Origin of the sequence: Sphingomonas sp. ABOLH (genome assembly GCF_003951715.1) — a bacterium.
Lineage (GTDB): Bacteria > Pseudomonadota > Alphaproteobacteria > Sphingomonadales > Sphingomonadaceae > Sphingomonas > Sphingomonas hankookensis_A.
This window is the reverse complement of sequence record NZ_QQWV01000048.1, coordinates 1-18,068: the sequence shown is the minus strand read 5'-3', so window position 1 is coordinate 18,068 and position 18,068 is coordinate 1. Positions and strand designations below refer to the sequence as shown.

General features: G+C 66.0%; 25 protein-coding genes. 22 read left to right on the top strand and 3 right to left on the bottom strand.

The genetic code is table 11. From position 1 onward, the window contains the following. Positions 1-2: 2 nt before the first annotated feature. The 3 genes from arsC to CA237_RS16705 are packed head-to-tail and all read right to left on the bottom strand — an operon-like array spanning position 3 to position 1,299. Positions 3-428, bottom strand: coding sequence for an arsenate reductase (glutaredoxin) (gene arsC, locus CA237_RS16715; protein ID WP_047100425.1), 426 nt, complete (start codon positions 426-428; stop codon positions 3-5). After that, positions 425-955, bottom strand: a complete 531-nt coding sequence (locus tag CA237_RS16710; RefSeq protein ID WP_107394420.1) for an arsenate reductase ArsC — start codon at positions 953-955, stop codon at positions 425-427. The genes arsC and CA237_RS16710 overlap by 4 nt, the downstream gene beginning before the upstream one ends. Before the next feature lie 11 nt (positions 956-966). Next, entirely contained in the window at positions 967-1,299 is a 333-nt protein-coding gene (locus CA237_RS16705; protein WP_047100427.1) for a metalloregulator ArsR/SmtB family transcription factor, read from the bottom strand. A 155-nt stretch (positions 1,300-1,454) separates the two neighbouring features. Between CA237_RS16705 and CA237_RS16700 the strand changes: the two genes are divergently transcribed. The 22 genes from CA237_RS16700 (at position 1,455) to CA237_RS16595 (ending at position 17,812) form a co-directional block, all read left to right on the top strand. Further along, the gene (locus tag CA237_RS16700; RefSeq protein ID WP_047100428.1) at positions 1,455-2,597 is read left to right on the top strand and encodes a tyrosine-type recombinase/integrase; all 1,143 of its coding nucleotides are present in this window, start codon (positions 1,455-1,457) and stop codon (positions 2,595-2,597) included. Further along, positions 2,587-4,383 (top strand): site-specific integrase, encoded by a 1,797-nt coding sequence (locus CA237_RS16695; protein ID WP_126014903.1) that lies wholly within the window; start codon positions 2,587-2,589, stop codon positions 4,381-4,383. Before CA237_RS16700 ends, CA237_RS16695 begins: the two co-directional genes overlap by 11 nt. Then, positions 4,380-6,227 carry a hypothetical protein gene (locus CA237_RS16690; RefSeq protein ID WP_047100429.1) on the top strand — a complete coding sequence of 616 codons (1,848 nt, stop codon included), beginning with the start codon at positions 4,380-4,382 and terminating at the stop codon, positions 6,225-6,227. The genes CA237_RS16695 and CA237_RS16690 overlap by 4 nt, the downstream gene beginning before the upstream one ends. Next, on the top strand, positions 6,211-6,651 hold the full coding sequence (locus CA237_RS16685; RefSeq protein ID WP_047100430.1) for a hypothetical protein: 441 nt from the start codon (positions 6,211-6,213) through the stop codon (positions 6,649-6,651). The genes CA237_RS16690 and CA237_RS16685 overlap by 17 nt, the downstream gene beginning before the upstream one ends. Before the next feature lie 186 nt (positions 6,652-6,837). Beyond that, a complete protein-coding gene (locus CA237_RS16680; protein WP_010409084.1) occupies positions 6,838-7,644 on the top strand; it encodes a hypothetical protein in 807 nt (268 codons plus the stop codon). Between the two features lie 77 nt (positions 7,645-7,721). Continuing rightward, the gene (locus tag CA237_RS16675) at positions 7,722-8,015 is read left to right on the top strand and encodes a hypothetical protein (protein ID WP_126014901.1); all 294 of its coding nucleotides are present in this window, start codon (positions 7,722-7,724) and stop codon (positions 8,013-8,015) included. Between the two features lie 16 nt (positions 8,016-8,031). Beyond that, a complete protein-coding gene (locus tag CA237_RS16670; RefSeq protein WP_010409090.1) occupies positions 8,032-8,346 on the top strand; it encodes a hypothetical protein in 315 nt (104 codons plus the stop codon). Between the two features lie 64 nt (positions 8,347-8,410). After that, the gene (locus CA237_RS16665; RefSeq protein ID WP_010409093.1) at positions 8,411-8,920 is read left to right on the top strand and encodes a hypothetical protein; all 510 of its coding nucleotides are present in this window, start codon (positions 8,411-8,413) and stop codon (positions 8,918-8,920) included. Between the two features lie 44 nt (positions 8,921-8,964). Further along, positions 8,965-9,681, top strand: coding sequence for a hypothetical protein (locus CA237_RS16660; RefSeq protein ID WP_010409095.1), 717 nt, complete (start codon positions 8,965-8,967; stop codon positions 9,679-9,681). Between the two features lie 6 nt (positions 9,682-9,687). After that, positions 9,688-10,809, top strand: coding sequence for a phosphoadenosine phosphosulfate reductase family protein (locus CA237_RS16655; RefSeq protein ID WP_010409098.1), 1,122 nt, complete (start codon positions 9,688-9,690; stop codon positions 10,807-10,809). Positions 10,810-10,831: 22 nt separating this feature from the next. Further along, positions 10,832-11,380: a hypothetical protein gene (locus tag CA237_RS16650; RefSeq protein WP_010409101.1), complete on the top strand. Its 549-nt coding sequence runs from the start codon at positions 10,832-10,834 to the stop codon at positions 11,378-11,380. Next, positions 11,377-11,571: a hypothetical protein gene (locus tag CA237_RS16645; protein WP_010409103.1), complete on the top strand. Its 195-nt coding sequence runs from the start codon at positions 11,377-11,379 to the stop codon at positions 11,569-11,571. The genes CA237_RS16650 and CA237_RS16645 overlap by 4 nt, the downstream gene beginning before the upstream one ends. Positions 11,572-11,735: 164 nt before the next feature. Continuing rightward, entirely contained in the window at positions 11,736-11,927 is a 192-nt protein-coding gene (locus CA237_RS16640; RefSeq protein ID WP_010409107.1) for a hypothetical protein, read from the top strand. A 22-nt stretch (positions 11,928-11,949) separates the two neighbouring features. Beyond that, entirely contained in the window at positions 11,950-12,468 is a 519-nt protein-coding gene (locus CA237_RS16635; protein ID WP_010409110.1) for a hypothetical protein, read from the top strand. Positions 12,469-12,581: 113 nt separating this feature from the next. Then, the gene (locus tag CA237_RS16630) at positions 12,582-13,109 is read left to right on the top strand and encodes a hypothetical protein (RefSeq protein WP_010409112.1); all 528 of its coding nucleotides are present in this window, start codon (positions 12,582-12,584) and stop codon (positions 13,107-13,109) included. A gap of 166 nt (positions 13,110-13,275) precedes the next feature. Next, entirely contained in the window at positions 13,276-13,797 is a 522-nt protein-coding gene (locus CA237_RS16625) for a DUF736 domain-containing protein (protein WP_033967161.1), read from the top strand. Between the two features lie 322 nt (positions 13,798-14,119). Then, positions 14,120-14,578: a hypothetical protein gene (locus tag CA237_RS16620; protein ID WP_126014899.1), complete on the top strand. Its 459-nt coding sequence runs from the start codon at positions 14,120-14,122 to the stop codon at positions 14,576-14,578. A 187-nt stretch (positions 14,579-14,765) separates the two neighbouring features. Continuing rightward, positions 14,766-15,242, top strand: a complete 477-nt coding sequence (locus CA237_RS16615; RefSeq protein WP_024310589.1) for a DUF736 domain-containing protein — start codon at positions 14,766-14,768, stop codon at positions 15,240-15,242. 268 nt (positions 15,243-15,510) lie between these two features. Continuing rightward, a complete protein-coding gene (locus CA237_RS16610) occupies positions 15,511-15,777 on the top strand; it encodes a type II toxin-antitoxin system Phd/YefM family antitoxin (protein WP_010409116.1) in 267 nt (88 codons plus the stop codon). A 136-nt stretch (positions 15,778-15,913) separates the two neighbouring features. Beyond that, positions 15,914-16,171: a hypothetical protein gene (locus tag CA237_RS16605; RefSeq protein WP_010409119.1), complete on the top strand. Its 258-nt coding sequence runs from the start codon at positions 15,914-15,916 to the stop codon at positions 16,169-16,171. A 690-nt stretch (positions 16,172-16,861) separates the two neighbouring features. After that, complete coding sequence (locus tag CA237_RS16600) at positions 16,862-17,200, top strand: single-stranded DNA-binding protein (protein WP_010409121.1); 339 nt, start codon at positions 16,862-16,864, stop codon at positions 17,198-17,200. A 138-nt stretch (positions 17,201-17,338) separates the two neighbouring features. After that, positions 17,339-17,812 (top strand): hypothetical protein, encoded by a 474-nt coding sequence (locus CA237_RS16595; protein ID WP_126014897.1) that lies wholly within the window; start codon positions 17,339-17,341, stop codon positions 17,810-17,812. Positions 17,813-18,068: the final 256 nt, after the last annotated feature.

The following is an 18,068-nucleotide window of genomic DNA, read 5'->3' as shown; positions in this document are numbered from 1 at the left end:
CCTCAGATCACCCGCGCGCCGGCCGCATCGACGACCTGTTGGCCGTCCTCCTTGGCGAATGCGCCCTGTTGCGGTGCGGGTAGCAGGTCCAGTACCGCCTCCGAAGGGCGACACAGTTTCACGCCGAGCGGCGAGACGACCAGCGGCCGGTTGATGAGGATCGGGTGTGCCATCATTGCGTCGATCAGGGCTTCATCTGACAGCGAGGGATCGCCCAGGCCTAGTTCGGCATAGGGCGTGCCCTTCTCGCGCAGCAGCTCGCGCGGCGTGATCCCGGCGCGCGCGATGAGCTGGACCAGCAATGGCCGCGACGGTGGGGTCTTCAGATATTCGATGACATGCGGCTCGATCCCGGCATTGCGGATCAGGCCCACCACGTTGCGCGACGTGCCGCACTCCGGGTTGTGATAGACGATGATGTCGGTCACGCCGCATCTCCCCGGCGAGTGGTCGAGCCTTCGGTATGGCCGATCTCGCGCAGCTTGGCGGTCAGCGCCGTGGCTTCGAGCTTGTCGATCGGCAGCGAGATGAACAGCCGGATACGGTTTTCCAGATAGTTCAGCGCCATCACGAAAGCGCGTTCGCGCTCTATGTCACCGCCCTGGACATGGCTTGGATCTTCGATGCCCCAATGGGCCGTCATTGGATGGCCGGGCCATACCGGGCAGACTTCACCGGCTGCGTCGTCGCAGACGGTGAACACGAAATCCATGACCGGCGCACCGGGCCGGGAAAACTCCTCCCAGCTTTTCGAGCGCAGGCCCTCGGTCGGATAGTCGAGCCGTTCCAGCAGTGCGAGCGCGTCGGGGTTAACCGCGCCCTTGGGATAGCTCCCGGCCGAGAAGGCATGGAAGCGACCTTGGCCGAGCTTGTTCATGGCGCTCTCGGCGAGGATCGAGCGTGCCGAATTGCCGGTGCAGAGGAACAGGACGTTGAACACGCGATCGGTGGACATGGCAGTCTCCGTCAGCAGCAGGGGACGAGTTCGGCGACGAGCGGTGCACACAGTTCCGGTTTTCCGGCGCAGCAGTCCTTCACCAGAAAGAGGGTCAGCGCGCGCAGCGCATCGAGGTCGGCGCAGTAGATGATCGACCGGCTTTGCCGCTCGGACTTCAGCAGGCCCGCGCGCGTCAACGCGGCGAGGTGCGCGGACATCGTGTTCTGAGGAACGTCGAGCGCTTTTGCGATCTCGCCGGCGGGCAATCCTTCGGGCTCGTGGCGCACCAGCAACCGAAATGCGTCAAGGCGTGTGCCCTGCGCGAGAGCGGCCAGGGCCGTGATAGCCGAATCAGTATCCATATATCCGAGATAGTGGATATATGGATGAATTGGAACAGGCGTCGTGTCGCCCGGCCCAAAAAGTGCTCGCTCAGCCGACTGTCCGAACTGGAAAGGCCGGGATGATGCTAGAATAACCGCCCTGATCCCGCGTGCGTGAGGCGGAGGTGTGATCCATGGTGACGATCATCCGTGCCGTTCCAGGTGAGCCCGGCATTCCCGCCGGGTTCCCCATCCTGTTCGACGCGAACATGGCCATCATCGAGCCGGCCTTTGCCTATCTGCTCGAACATGCCGAGGTTCATGGCCACTCCCAGGCCTCGGAGACGGTACGGACCTATGGCGAGCACCTGTATGAGTGGTTCGATGCGCTCGAGCAGTCCAACATCAAATGGGATGTCGCTGACGAGCATATACTCGCAGCTTATCGATCCCGAATGCTCGAAGGGCCGAGCCAGCATACCGGGCGGCCGTTTGCCCGCTCCACCATCAATGCCCGGGTTGCCACCGTCTATCGCTTCTATTCCTGGGCCCTCGATCACGACTTCATCCGGCATCGCGCGTTCCCGCGACCGTTGCAGACACGGCAGGGCAGGGGACCGCGTGTTGGGCCACAGATCAGACGCCGTTCGACCGGGAGCCTCACGGTCTCGGTCCCGGAGCAACTGCCACGACCAATGCGCCCCGATGAGCTGGCAAGGCTGTTCGCGCAGCTTGCGCCGACCGCGCGCCTTGCAGGGGAGTGGGCGCTGTGCGCAGGCCTTCGACGCAAGGAACTATGTGCTCTGGCGGTCGATCAGATACCGGATAGCTGGTCGCTTCACCCGGAAGAGACGCCGCTTGTAGGCGTGCCGCTCAGCATCACCAAGGGCGACCGGCCGCGAACGGTCTATCCGCCGGTTCGCCTGCTTGATCGCACGCACTGGTATATCGGAGAGGACCGGGCCCGGATCGTGCGGCGCGCGCGCAATGCCGATCCCCGCTACAGGGCGCCGCCCAATCTTCTCCTGAATGAACATGGCCGTGCGATGACGCGCAAACGCCTGACGGCGCTTCTGTCCGAGGCGTTCGCGGCCGCTGGGTTGCCCGGCACGCTGCATTGGCTCCGTCACACCTTCGCGATGGTGATGCTCACGCGGCTTCAGATCCAGGCTCGTGCCAATCCGGCGCTGAATCCGCTGAAGATCGTCCAGGTTCTGTTGGGCCATGCCTCGATCGCGACGACCGCCATCTACCTGCGCTGCGTCGAGCTGTACGAACCCGATATCAACGAGAGCCTTGCCTGGCTCTACGGCGAAGCGATCAACGATGCTGGCTGAGGGACGGATCGACCGCCGTATCGCGATCGATCGAGCATCGACCGCGCAAGCGCCAGATGATCGACGCTTCTCCTTTCGTGATGAATGGGGACAGGTCGTGCAGACGTTCGATCCGGTCGCCCTCGACATGCCACATGACCTCACCTGCGCCTTTGTCGAGGCGTTCAGGGTTCATGATGCCGGATCTTCGATCTCCACACGACGCGGACGCTGGAGAGTGATCCGGCGCTTCGGTCGCTTCCTACGCACAGAAGGCGTAAGCTGTGCTGCTGATGTGAACGCCGGCACGATCCGGCGCTACATTGATGCGCTGGCACCCTCGATAGAAGGCCGCCAGCTCAGCCGAGCCACGATGGCTCAACGCTTCGCCAGCCTGAAACCATTGCTCGAGCGCATCGAGCAGACCGATCCGGATCTGTTCGGGAGCGCGCTCGCCATCCCCTACAGCCCGTTCCCCAGCACGGGGTGGGCGCCAGAACCCAAAGCCCGGCTCACGGCAGCGGAAATGAAAACGATCCTCGCGGCCGCCTATGAAGAGATCGACATCGCATGGGCGCGGTTCCAGCGCGGCCAGAAGATCATCGCCTCTCCCCAACCCCCGGAGGGAACTGGTCCGAGAGAGGCGCTCGCGCGCTGGGTGTGGAAACTCCACCGGATCGGCGGCGGCATCGCTCCGAGCGGCGAGGCAATCCGCGCTGCCGGGATCAACCCGAACTCGCTCGAGCATCATGGACGTCAGGAGGCGATCGCTCAGCATTATCACCTGACCTCGCACACGATGGGGCCGTTCTTTGTCGCGCTGGCGATCCAGCTTGCCGCCAATCCCCAGCCTCTTCGGGCGATCCGCCGCGACTGCCTCGTGCCCCATCCACTCGATGATCATCGGGTCATGGTGGAATGGCTCAAGCAGCGGGGCGGTCGAACTCCGAAAATGCAGCGTCGGTCCTTCGACCGCCGTAAAATGCGATCCGCACCGCGTCTGATCGAAATGCTGCTGGCGATGACCGAGCCGCTGATCGAGCATGCTCCGCCTGAAGAACGGGAATGTCTGTTCCTGATCCGCTATCTGTCGCGGGCCTATTATCGCAGGCACGACTATCCTGCCGGCCTGATCGCGCCCGACAGCATCCCCGGGTTCATCAATCGCTTCATCGGCCGCACCAACAGGCGGATCGAACGCTGGAACACCGCACATCCGGAGCAACCGAAACCACTGGTGCCCAAGTTCACGGCCTCGCAACTACGCGGCAGCGTCGCCACGGAGCATTATCTGGCTTCTGGCGGCGACCTGCGCGCGGCAGGGACGGTTCTCAATCACGCCAGCCTCGTCACGACCGATCGCTACGTCGAGGGACCGGCCGCACGGAAGCTCGAGCAGGAGACGATCGCGCGCCTTCAGAAGCTCATGGTAGCCTGGGTCTGCGGACCCGACCGGAAGGAGCCCGCCCGCCACGGCCCGGTAACGGCATTGTTCGGGCATCGTTGTCTGGCGCCTGTCGAACAGGGCGCTGACGGAAATCCGCATCTCTGTCCGAGACTGCGAGGTTGCCTTGCCTGTCCGGGGCTGATCGTTCCGCTTGATGTCGAGCGGTTCGCGCGCGTGCTGCAAGCTCGCCGGCATCTTCTCGACGCCCGCGATCAGATCGATCCGGCTCGCTGGGCGTTGTTCTATGCGCCCAGCTTGCAGGTGCTCGAACATGATCTTCTTCCGGCGTTCCCGCCCGACTTGAGGGAGGAGGCAGAACAACGGGCCGCGATGCTCCCCGATCTCCCGGAACTGGAATGAGCGTTCCGCTCCTCGCCTTGCCGCAGGCCTCGCTGCGCGTCTCTCCGCACTCGATGTTCGGCGACGACCATTGGCAGATGGCGACAGGCGTCGTGGGTCAGCGGGACACCACCTTCCGCGTCGACTGGGGGTTCACACTGCCCGACGGAAGCCGGTTCAACGAGCCGCATTGGCGGACGCTGCGCGAGGCGAGCAAGCATCTGCTCTGGTCGTTGCACAGCGATCCACCTCCCGGTCGATCCGCGCTCTCGTTACGTTCGCTTGGAACGCAGGGAACGCTCCAGCGGGTCGTGCTGGAATGGATGGCGGGCCGCGGCCTGGCTCGATGGTCGGAACTGGATGACGAGGCCATCCGGCATCTGTTCGATGATCTCGCCCAGCGCCCGAGAGACAATGGCACGATGGCGCTATCGACCGCGAGCAACTACCGCACGCTGCTGCGGGCGTTTTACCAACAGCGTGAGAAGCTTCCCGACACCCCGAAATCCGCGCCGCCTGCGCTCAATGAGCTGGGCCGTTGGCGCCCGGTCGAGCGGTGGCCCTATACGCCTGATGAAATCGCAATGCCGCTCGTTGCGGGAGCGCTCCATCTCATCGGCGAGCCAGCCGATACCATCCTTCATATGCGTGACGACATACAGGCGCTGCACGATGCGGCTTCCGCAAAAGGGCATGCAAAACCGGGGCGTTCCAGGCGCATACGCCGATACCTGCACGCTGCTCCACCGATCGAGTTTGTTCCTGGGCAGGCTCAGCCGCTGACGGTCCAGCCGATGCTCACCTTCAATGGCATGGTGGCCCGTCTCTACGAGGCTTGCTTCATTGTCCTCGCCTATCTCGTTGGGCCGCGCGCTTCGGAAATCCTATCGCTGGAAGCCGGTTGCATCGAGCGGGTGCAGGGCGAGCAGCAGGAGATGTTCGCCTATCTGACCGGCACGATCCGAAAGGACGCTCCAGGAGACGGAGTGCCGCATCGCTGGATCGCCCCCGAACCCGCCGTTCGCGCCATCGAAGTTCTTGAGCGCCTATCGGCACCATGGCGAGCGATCGACGGCCGACAATATCTCTGGCTGCTCCAGGTCCGCCCGGGGAGCGCGATCCGAACCTCGGCATTGCCGATCGAGCCGCTCACCAGTTCGGCTATGAATATACGCCTGAATGACGGCATTGGGGCCGCGCTTCGCCTTCCCGAAATCAACGGTGAAAGCTGGAGGCTTGCCACCCACCAGGGCCGCAAGACCTTCGCGCGGTTCGTGGGCCGGCGCGACAGGACCGGTCTCGCGGCATTGGCCAAGCATCTCGGGCATGTGACCCGCGCCATGACCGACCGCGCCTATGTCGGCACGGACTTCGAGCTGGTTGAACTGGTCGACGCCCAGGCGGCACGAGAAACCCGCGCCGCGCTCGAAGAGTTGCTGGTCGCGCCTCGCCTGGGCGGCAAGGCGGGGCGCGATCTTGCGGCGCGATCGCCGTTCCGCGGTCGCACGCACGATGGCGACCTCGATGCCTACATCACCCGCCTGTTGGCCGATACCGACATCAGGCTCGGCGTCTGCGACTGGGGCTACTGTCTCTACCGTCGGGAGACGTCTGCCTGCCTCGGGTCCGACAAAGAGCCCAATCCCGTTCTCCGCACGCAGGGCACATGCGTCACTTGCGCGAACTTCGCGGTGAGCGAACGTCACAAGCCGGTCTGGGAAGCCCGCCTGAAACGAAACCTGGCTCTCCTGGAAAGAACCGACCTTGACCCTGAAAGCCGAAATCTGGCGATCACGCGGGTCGAGGAGAGCCGCCGCGTGATCGACGATCTCGATTTGCAGCCCGCCGATGGCAACCTCGGCTGATACGCCCCAAGGGCGTCGCCGCGAGCGGGTCGCTACCCGCCTGCGGGAAGCTCTCGCCGTGTTGCGCGCCGATCCTGAATCCGAAATCTCCGTTGCGGCGCTGGCCCGGCACGCCGGCATCGGACGCAATGCGCTCTACACCAATCATCGCGCTGTGCTTGAAGATCTCCGTGCCCTTCAGGCTGAACGATCTCCGGCTTCGGGTCAGGATGAGGTTCCAAAGCTGGATGGAGGAAAGGGGGAGGCGGAGGTGCGGATCCGGGTGCTGGCCACCGAGAATGCCTCTCTCTTGCGGCGCGCGTTGATCGCGGAGAGCCGCGCGAAGCGGTTGGAGGAGCGCAATGCCGACCTTGTCCGCGAGCTTCGGGACCGACGCAATGTTGCTATGCTGCCGATCGCCCCGCCGAATGCGTCCGAAGAATAGCCGCGCGCGGGGCTAACCAGACGTCCGGTTAGCGAGCGCGCCCGAAAACCCTTCAAGGTCAGCCAACTGGACCTAATCGGACAGGCCGAACCAGACCTAAGACCTTGATCACGATGAGATCACCACCGGATGGATCGAGACCTGGGCGGCCGAGATCTACGCCGACGCGGCCTGACGGAGGTAACCATGCTCACCGACCGCTCCCAGCGCTGGCGCGACCGGCGCAGCTTGTTCGTTGCCGGCGACAGCGTGATCGACCCGCGCCGCTACGCCGTCGATGTCGTCGCCCATGATACTGCCCGCGCATTCCTCGCCGACCATCATTACCTCCCGCGCTATCCCGCCGCCCAGCTCGCCTGCGGGCTGTTCGGTCCGGGCGACCCGGGCAGATCCGCGTTGGTCGGTCTCATCGTGTTCGGCGTGCCGGCGACCGGCGCGGTCATCACCCGGCACACCGGCTATGCCGATCCCGCTCGGGGCTGCGTACTGCAACGGCTCATCTGCCTGCCCTCGGTCGCCGCGAACGGCGAAAGCTTCTTCACGTCGCGCGCCTTCCGCCTCCTGCGCCTCGCCAAGCCCCGGATCGACGCTGTCGTCAGCTTCTCCGATCCCGCCTTCGGCCATTGCGGCGTCGTCTATGCCGCGCTGTCGGGCGCCTATCGCGGCCGCACGAGGCCGCGGACGGTGCTGCGCATCGCCGGCGAGACGATCTCGGAGAGAACGCTGTCGAAGATCCGCAACCTCGAATCCGGCCATGCCGGGGCGATCGACCAGCTGGTGCGGCTCGGTGCGCCGAGGCCGGAGGCGCACGAACACCCCGCCGACTGGCTCGCGCGGCTCCGTGCCGACAATCTGCTCCGCCCGCACCGGCAAAGCCCGCTATTCACCTATTGCTTCGAGCTGACGCGCGACGCCCGGCGCACCGCGCGCGATCTGCCCCGGCTTGCCTATCCGCGCCGGAGCGACGCGATCCGCGAAATCCTCGCGGCATGATCCCCGCGCCAGCGGCGCGAGGGAAGGGGAGCGGGAGCGGGCGGCATGTCACCGACATGCCGGAAGGAGCACCGCCCGTGAATATCCATCTCGCCATCGCCAGCGTCCAGGCCGACGCTGCCCGCATCGCGCGCTACACCGATCGACGCGACCGTTTCCTCGATGCGCTGGACTGGTCCGCGCTCGACGAACAGACCGCGCGCGAGGCCGCGATGCTCGACGATCTGCTCGCCGGCGATCTCGCCGACGCCGCGCTCTACATCCTCTGGCTGGAAGAACGCCTCGCCAGCGGCGAAACCGATGTTCCAGGCGTTCTTCGCTTCTACCCGCACCCGCGCCCCTGGCACGGCGAGTGGATCTCGCTGCACTGACCCTGAAAGGATCGCCATGAGCCGCCACCAGTTTCCCGGTATCGAACCCGGCACCAGCGTCAGCATCGGGTGGGACCGCCCGCTTGGCACCTTCTTCGTCCAGGTGCTGCGCCCGCACCCGCATCTCACGGGTGAGGACGAAACCGTCGCATGGCATGGCGCGCACCCCGGCGAGCTGACCACAGCGGCCGCCGCGGTCACCATCGCCTCACGCTGGGCCGATCTTCCCGCCGATCTCGCGATCACGCTCGAGACCGACCGGCTGATGACCCTCGGCCAGTCCGATGGCGAGGCGCAGATCGCCATCAAGCGCCGCTTCTTCGGCGACTGAGTACCCGACAAGAAAGGGGAGGGGGATGGGGCGCGTCGATCAATGACGATCGACGGAGAGCCCCATGCCATATTTTATCGATCTCGGTGCCGGTCCCGCCGAGGAGGATTGCGCGCAACTCGGCCAGTCGCCCAACTTCGACAGCCTCAACCGCCTCGAAATCGCGGTCTACAAGTCCGCGCTGATCGCACGCTACGGCCCGCCGCCCCCGGGATGCCGCCTCGCCGGCCTGTCCAACCGACACGATTTCGGTCGCTATGTCGAACTCGTCCTCCATATCGAGAACGAGCTCGACGAGGCCGTCGCCGACTATGCGACACGCGTCGAGGAGGGACTCGCCACCTGGCGCGAGGCGGGCTTCACCGCGCCGGTCGAGTATAACGGCGAGACGCCCACCATCGTCCATGCCGATCCGGCCGATGCCGTCATCAGCGCGCTGCTGATTACCCGGCCCGGGCCGAACGGTCTTTTCCCGATCCCGGATTTCGCGGTCCTGCACGGCAATCTCACGCAGGCTTACCCCGCCGAGGCCGCGGCCGCCAACGCGCGTCTCGCCGAGGCCGCGGACGCCTGAGCGCGACCGCACAGAGCGATTTCCCATCATTTCGGAGCATTCCCATGGCGAACACCTACACCAAGGCCGCGTTCACGCTGACCATGAGCCACGCCGACGCGGCGTTGCTAACCATTGCCGAACAGGCAGTCGATATCCTCGACACCAACGGCGACGATGCCGACCTCGCCCACGAATATGACGCGCTCGATCCCGCGTTTCACGCCGTGTTCCCGGCGAAGGGGCCGATGAAGTTCGAAAGCTTCCTCGAGATATTCGACGATTGGCATTTCCCTTATCTCGACTGCGCGATCGACATCGACTGGAAAGGCGAAGACGGGAACGCGCGCGTATTCTTCAGCGGCGATCAATTCGGCGTCGAACAGGTCGCCCAGCTCATCTTCCGCGCTTGCAAGTCCGCGCTCCCCTGCGGGTTCGCATGGATCTCCGACTGCGACCGGCTGCGCCCCGGCGAGTTCGGAGGCGGCTGCGTCATCATTACCGACGCGGGGCTGACGTTCCACAGCACCCAGGACATCCTCGATCGCGCCGCGCGCAGCGCCGCAGCCGATCCCGACACCCATGGTCACGAGGGTCGCTTCGGTTTCGTGCTCGCCTCGCGCGACCAGGACGGCCACGCCGTCTTCTGGAACAACGACGACGGCTTCGGGGCACTCGCCAGCGCGACCGTGTTCTCGAAAGCCGAGGCCCGCGCACACGATCCGGTCATCGCCAACGACGAACCCGAGTGGCTGGCGCTGCCAGCGCCGCTCGCGGCCTGAACGGCCATGTTCATCGACATCGGACGCGGCCTGGTCGCCGGCCTTCCGGCCCTCGCCCTGCCGCCCGCCATCCTCGACGCGGTCGAACGCGGCGCATGGATCGTCTTCAACCTCTCGGGCGGCAAGGACAGCTCGGCCGCGATGTTCGCGGTCAACCTGATCCTCGATGCGCTCGGCCATCCGCGCGAGCGGCGTATCGCCATTCACGCCGACCTCGGCCGTGCCGAATGGGACGAAACGCCCGCGACGGTCGAGGATCTCGCGGCCCACGCCGGCGTCCCGCTGACGATCGTCCGGCGCAACGCCGGCGACCTGTTCGACCGCTGGGCCACGCGCTTTGCCAACGGCAAGGCGCGCTACGAGGCACTCGAAACCTATAATCTGATCGGTCCCTGGTCATCCTCGGCGCTGCGCTTCTGCACCTCAGAGATGAAGGCCCATGTCATCGGGCCGCACCTCGCCAGACTGCTGCGCGGCCAGACTATCATCAACGTGCTGGGACTGCGCCGCGACGAGAGCATCGCTCGGTCACGCACACCCGAATGGAAAGCAGACGCGCGCTACGCCGCTGCCGGCAATCCGCACGGCACCGCGATGATGCTGTGGAACCCGATCGCGCACTGGACGACACCACAGGTCTTCGCCGCGCACGATACGCTCGGCATCCCGCTGCACGTCGCCTACACCTGTTACCAGTCGTCACGACTGTCGTGCCGCTTTTGCGTCCTTCAATCGCTCGGCGACGCCCAGGCATCGGCTTCGGCACCGGCGAACCGTCCCGCGCTGCTCCACCTGGTCGGCCTCGAGGCGACCTCAACCTTCTCGTTCCAGCCCGCACGCTGGCTCGCCGACGTCGCACCGCGTCACATACCGGGTAATTTGAGGAACCGGATTTCCCTCGCCAAGGCCGATGCCGCCGAGCGGCGACGGCTCGAAGCCGCGATGCCGCCCGACCTGCGCTACGTCAAAGGCTGGCCGCCGCGCATTCCCACCATCGAGGAGGCCGGCATCATCGCCGCGTCCCGCGCACCGATCCTCTCGCGGCACGGTCTCGCCGATCTCTATCCCAATGCCGGCGCGGTGCGAGACCGCTTTTCCGACCTGATCGCGCTGAAGCGTGCCGCCTGATCCAGAGCAAGGAGCTTTCATCATGCCCGATATCACCGATCTCCCCGTCATGACGCGCGCCGACGCGATCGCCGCGGGCTTCGCCGGTTACAACGACGTGCCGCACAAGCCCATCGACGTGCCTGACGGCGCGTTCACGATCACGGCGAAGACCAGCGAGGGTCGCCGCGTGACCTTCTGCTTTCTCGAAAAGACTTATGGTGGCCCGCCGCGTTTCATCGACATCCAGTTCCACGATCGCGGCACCACGATCCCCAACGCCGATAACGGGGTATCACCCACCTTCAACGCGTTCGCGATCACGCGTGGCGGCAGGTTCGTCGCCGACAGTCGCCCGCTCGACGAGGACATCAAGCCCTCGATCCTCGTGCTCATGCTCGACAAGGCTGGGGAAGAACCCGCGCGATCCGCGACCAAACCGGCGCCGATGTCGGACACCGACCTCGCGGCTCTGCTGACCCGCGCGGCCGAAGTCGTGGCTGCGCCCGACAGCCGGATCGCGTCGCATCGCAACACGCTTGCCGGCCAGCTCATCGCCGAGGCCGCGATCAGGCGGGCGCGCCCGTCATGACCACCCCCTCGCGCAGCGACGGGATGCACGTCGCCCATACCGCAACGGGCTGGGTCGTGTTCGACAACAGCTTGTCACACCCCTCTCGCCTCTCGGGCGCCTATCCGTCGCGCGCCGCGGCGACCGCCCGCAAGCGGGCGCTCGCGCGTGCGCTGCGCCACCAGCGTCCCGACGAAGCACCGGACGTCTGAGGAAGGGGAAGGGGGACCGGCTGTTATGAACCGGGAGGATCATCCGACCCGGTGACAACCGGAGCCGACCCAATGCGCAGCATCCTCGCCTTCTACGAAATCGACCGTGCCTGGGGCGGCCCCGAGAAGGGGGATGGTGGTACGACACCGGCACCTTCGTCCGCGTGATCGCCCTCCATTACCACGACGAGGCCGCGATCGCGGCGATGCGCCGCGCCAACCGGCTGCTCGAGCGCCTGCAGCGGCATCGCCCGCCGGTGGATTCGGCCGCCTACACCGGCGGACGCTTCCGCGCCTTCAGCTTCTCCGGCCTCCCGCCCACGCGGTTTCCCGCACGTCGCCCGGAATATTCCTGACCCAGCAGAAAGGGACCAGCCCATGTATCGCGTCCATTATTTCGACACCAGCGAAGCCGCGCATGACGCCTGTCTCGATGACGGTCCCTGCATCGAGGAAGGCGACGTTCTCGCCATCCTGTCGGAGGGCGTCATCGGTCTCGCCTCGACCGATCCGATCGCCGTCACCCTCGACCCCGGCGCACTGCGCATCGTCCGCCCGATGGCGATGGACGTGCTGCTAGCAGAACTCGTCCACGGCGCCTCCCAGATCCGCCGCGCGGTCGCGACCGCCCTCCTGCACCATTTGCCCGTGCAGCCCCATTTCCTCGCCTTCGTCGCGCCGGCGCTGCCCTATCCCTATCCGCAGACCGTCGTCGCGCTCTCGTTCGACGATATCATGCTGACGATCGATGCGATCCACCACCGTATCACGGCGCTCGAACGCCGGTTGGGGACACTCGAATCCGACAGCGCGCACGCCTTCTTCCTGCAACGCTCGATCGATCATCTGTCGGCCGCCCGGAAGCGCCTCATGCGACATCCGCGACCGCCTCGCTGAACGGCACGGCATCGCCTCGCGACGATGCCGGCACCGGCTGCGCCGGAAGGAGAGAGGGACCGGATCGGCATCCTGGACATGGGGTCCGGGCATTTTGCCGAAAGGTCACGATCATGTGCATCGATCCCAACGCCGAGCCCGTCGCCTTCGCGCTCGACACCAAACTCTGCCACCTCCTGCCCACGCTGACCGAGCCGCACCGCGAAGCCATCGCCCAGGATCTCGCGCGCACCGCCATCTTCATGGCGACCGCAATGGCGGCCGACATGGCGCAGGACGCGGTGAACGGCCTCGTGCCGATCCCGAAGATGCCGACGCTCGGCAAGCCGCCCGCACCCGCGCTGGTCCCACAGGCGCAAACGCCGCGCGATACCGTGCTGCTGACCCCCGCGGTCGCGCCCGTCGTCACGATCAAGGCCAAAACGACCGACGTCACCGTCGCCGGCTTCGACCAGCGTCAAGGCTACACGTTCGGGATCGACAACAAGTCCGACCGGCTGATCGACATCCGCCACGCCGGCAAATGCTGGTGCATCGATCCGAGCGACGAGGCGACCGACGTCGTCAGCCGCGCGATCGGCGCGCTCGCCGCGGCACACGCCGATATCGGCACCGCCCTGACCGACAAGATCGGCCGATGATCGGCAGGCCCGGTCCGCGTCCCGCACGATCCACCGTCCGCGTGAAGACGCGGTCGGTGAGGGGCGCTCATCGCGCCCTGCCCGGCCGAAGGGCCGGGGAGGGGAGGAGGATTGAAGATCGGTGTCGAGGACATGGGGTCCAGCACGACATCACAGGAGACACGTCATGAACATCGGTCAGATCAAGCAGAACGACGCGGGCATTTTCATGGGCCGCATTTCCACCCTCGCCGTCGCGATGACGATCGCGCTCAAGCCGGTCCAGTCGTCCAACCCGCGCGCGCCGCGCTACGAGATCCACGCGCTCACCCCGGGCCGGACGTGGGTGCAGGTCGGGGCGTTCTTCGAACTCACCTCGAACAACACCGGCGAGGCGTTCCTGAACGGCCGCATCGACGATCCGTCGCTCGCCGCGCCGCTGCAGGTCTCGGCCTTCCGCCAGGACGACGGCTCGTACAACGTCGTGTGGCAGCGCGCCCAGAAGCGCCGCGATGTCGGTGCCGCGCTCGGCGTCAAGGCGGATGACGATCTGTCGCCGCCGTTCGGCGCCGATGGCGGCCCGGTCGGCAACGGCCCCGATCACGATGCGGGCACCACCGACAACGGCCTGGGCGAAACCACCGCCCCGGTCGAGGAGCCGGTCGGCAAGGGCCGCGGTCGCCGCCAGCGCGTCGCCGAGGACGCCTGATCCACCCCCGGTGCCGTGCACTCCCTCACGGCACCGCATGGCGCACGGGCGCGCCCCCTTTCGCTCCCGCACGCCGAAACTCGGGGCGACGCCGGCATACGGCGTCGCCTTTCTTTTTGCCTTATGGGCTTCAGTCTCAATTCAACACCGTATCGGAACGACAGTGTAACAATAGTTTCGCTTTATCGCCCTATAAGCACAGGTTATCGCAGTTCGAACCTGGGCCACGCTCAAGGGAAGGGGGTGCTGAATGGATAGCCGGGCGAATGGTGATGACACCGCTCGCGGGACCGGCTCGTCCACTTCATCCCGAGGTCCCGACATGGCCGACCGCGTTTCCGTCTCCATTACGATCGGAGGGAAACTTCCCGCCGATCGACTGCCCGAACTGTACAAACTCGCCGATTTCTACGGCCTCTCGACCGAATGGGGGGGAGAACCGCTTGAATCCGTTACATCCGGCGAACCCCTGCGCCTCCATTCTCACGAGGTCCAGGACGGCAATATCGAGGATATCGAGGACTTCTGCTGCACCAACGACCTTCCGTTCAGGACGTGGTCGGGAGGCTCGCCCGGGTCGTTCTCGCCCGAAGTTCGGGTCTGGCCAGGTCATGGTCCGCGCGCGATATTCTCGGCCGACGACAACGAAAGCGTCGTGCTGACGCTTCAGGAATACAATGCTCTAGGTGACCTCGCCGCGATCGGTGAGCACTTCCGGTTGGGTGGCTTCAAACCGCCTGCGCTCTCCATCGTCCCGGGAAAGCCTGAGACCGATAGCTAACAGCGCCATCGGCGCATCCTCCTGACCTAGCCCGATCCGCGTCCCGCACGCACCACCGTCCGCGTGAAGAACGCGGTCGGTGAGGGGCGCTCATCGCGCCCTGCCCGGCCGAAGGGCCGGGGAGGGGAGGAGGATTGAAGATCGGTGTCGAGGACATGGGGTCCAGCACGACATCAGGAGACACGTCATGAACATCGGTCAGATCAAGCAGAACGACGCGGGCATCTTCATGGGCCGCATTTCCACCCTCGCGGTCGCGATGACGATCGCGCTGAAGCCGGTCCAGTCGTCCAATCCGCGCGCCCCGCGCTACGAGATCCATGCGCTCACCCCGGGCCGGACGTGGGTGCAGGTCGGCGCGTTCTTCGAACTCACCTCCAACAACACCGGCGAGGCGTTCCTCAACGGCCGCATCGACGATCCGTCGCTCGCCGCGCCCCTCCAGGTCTCGGCCTTCCGCCAGGACGACGGCTCGTACAACGTCGTGTGGCAGCGCGCCCAGAAGCGCCGCGACGTCGGTGCCGCGCTCGGGGTCAAGGCGGACGATGGCGAACCCGCGCTGCCTTTCACCGCCGATGGCCGTGACGTGGCGACCTCGGGCGCAGGCGATGACACCGGAGACGGGCTGGGTGCCAGCACCGCGCCGGTCGACGAGAGGGTCTGACCGGCATCGGGCGGCGCTGACGCGTCGCCCGTATCGCCACCTCGACGGGGATCGCTTCATCGCCGAAGCGGTCCCTGTTGCCGTTAGTGCCTGTTGCAGCCGCGCGGTCCGTGGTGTACGGATTGTCTTCCGTTTTACGGAAGATACGGATTCCCATGTAACAGAAAGATGGCCGTTACAACATTGGCAGGACCAGATGAGGGTCCCATCCTGGAGGGACGCAGGGCTTAATCGATCCCCGGCCGCGTAACGAAAGATGAGGGAAACCATGACCCCTACAATCGAAAAGGCCAGATCGACCGACGTGTCGAAGCGGTTCGGCTTCTATTACGACGAGGCGATGACGCATCCGATCGCGATCGAGCGCAACGGCGCTGCCCGCGTGGTCATGCTACCCGCCTCCGAGTTCGAACGCTTGTCCCGCCTCGATCACCTCGCGCTCTCGCCGCAGGAGTTGAGCGATGAAGCCATCCACGCCATCAGGACCGCGACGCCCAGCGCCGGGTCCGTCCAAAACGATCAGTACGTCGATTGAACCGCAAGCCGGTGACCTGATCTGGTATTTCTACCTCTGGCGGCATGAACATAACCGGGGCGACGAGGACGGCTCGAAACTCCGCCCCTGCATGGTGGTTGGCAGCTATCGCTCAGCCGGAAGGCTCCGTGTCCTGATGGTGCCACTGACGACGCGCGATTATTCACCGGCTGCATCCGTCCCTCTGCCGCCGCGATTCATTGAGGCCTTCGGCCTCGATGACCGATCACGCATCGTGTGGGACGACGTGAACGATTTCGCATGGGTCGGACCCGACGTTCGCGCCGGTAACGACGGTAGCACCATCATCGCCGAGGTGCCGAGCCGCATCGTACAACGTGTCGCGGCGCTGATCGTCGAGCATCGGATCACCCCCACCCGGCGAACCGAGTAGGCGATCGATCCTCGCCAACCCGAAGGACGACGCCCGCAGGCGCCGCCCGATTCGTTGACCGGACGGATAGATCATCACAATCGGCGATGATCTCGCAGCCGGGCGGCGCGTAAAGCCGTCGCTGTCCTGCCAGCGGGTATCGGCAGGCGTTTAACCCCGATGGCGATGAGGACGCCCAGGTCCGATGCGGTTGCCGGCGATCGCCCTGGCGAGGGTCGGCCGTCGGGCGACCTTGCGGCATCCGGTCTCCTTGCCGGTGCGTCGTCGCCCGGGCGCGGCCGTCCTTGTCGAGCTTCGGAGCGGCACCACGTCGGTCAGCGAGCGACGCTGGCGGCACGCCTGCCTTCGCGCCGGGTCGTTCGGGGGTACGGGTCAGGCGACCGACATGAGCGGTTCACGAGGTTTGTCCATGGCAATGCCTGCGGGAACCTTGGGCTGATCGACGGCCCATCCGCCGTTTCGTGTCACCTGCGCCGCGCCCCGGGGCCTCGCAACCCCTTTGGCAGGGCCGTGTTGCCGCGCTTCGCGCGGCTGCCCGCACCACCCCTGCAAAAGGGGTTCCCCTCCGGTCGACCAGGCCCGCCGCCTGCGCGCCGGCCCAGCTCGCCCTCCGGTGCGACGCCCCGAACCGCGACGCCCTTCAGGTGACACCGGCGGACGGACCGCCGACCAACCCAAGGAGGCAATGCCATGAACAACGTGAACCTCGTCGGCCGCCTGACCCGCACCCCCGAACTGCGCGAAGTCAATCGCGCCACCAGCGTCGCGACCATCTTCGTGGCGACCGATCGCCCGAAGCTCAACAAGGACGGCCACACCTACAAAGGCGACGACGGCTTCACCGTCAAGGAGACCGAATACCACAAGGTCACCTGCTTCAACGGCCTCGCCAAGGCGATCGCCGGCAACCGCAAGAAGGGCGACCTCATCGCCATCGAGGGACGCCTGCACTACACCCGCTGGCAGGACAGCGACGGCAACGACCGCTACGGCTGCGAGATCATCGCCGATCGCGCCGAGTTCTACTGACCGGCCAGCGAACCGGGCGGCGCCTGCGGGCGTCGCCCTTCGCGCATGCTTCATCATCGCCCGCGCAGGACGCCTCGCCCACGGTGCTTCGCACCGCGGCCTTGCGCCAGCGCGCGCTCACCTGAAAGGTCCGGCACCATGACCGTCCAGCGCGACATGTTCGACGGCGACCCGTTCGCGCCCGAGCCGATACCTGCGGCACCGGACCCGGTCGCTCGGGTCGACGAGCCGGCACCCGCCGGCGGCGACCACGACGGCAATGCCGTCGCGCTCGCCCCGCTGGCGGTGCCGTGCGGCTTCCGCAACCGTCGCAATGAACCCTGCCGGCGTCTCGCCGAGCGACCCATCCTGATGAACGGCCAGCCCTTCGTCCATCGCGGTCACCAGCTGCTCCATTGTCCGCGCCCCTGCTGGCTCGACGATGACAGTGCCGTCGAGCCGGACATTGCTGACCGGGTCGATGAAGATATCCGGTTCGCAAGCGAACCGGATATCCAGACCGACCCGCACGGCGATGACCCCGATGCACACCGCGATCCGGATGATCCGGGAATCCAGGAAATGCCGGATTACGATGCCGGGGATGACGGTGGCGAGTATGAATGGGACTGATCCTGCTGATCCTGCTGTGCTGGCTGTGGGACGGCCGTAGAGGGGCAGGGCGGGGCGTCCCGCCTTGTGGGCGGGACCGGGCTCTATTCGGCCCTGGCGGGCCTCACGGAGCCCCCTGGCGGGGTCTCCGTAGGGTAGACGCGAGACGCCTCTTTCGAGGACGCCCCAGCGCCTCCCCCCGAACCGTGCTTGCACCTTTCAATGCACACGGCTCTCCATTCTGACAGGCATCCGGCCACCGTGATGCGCAACATGA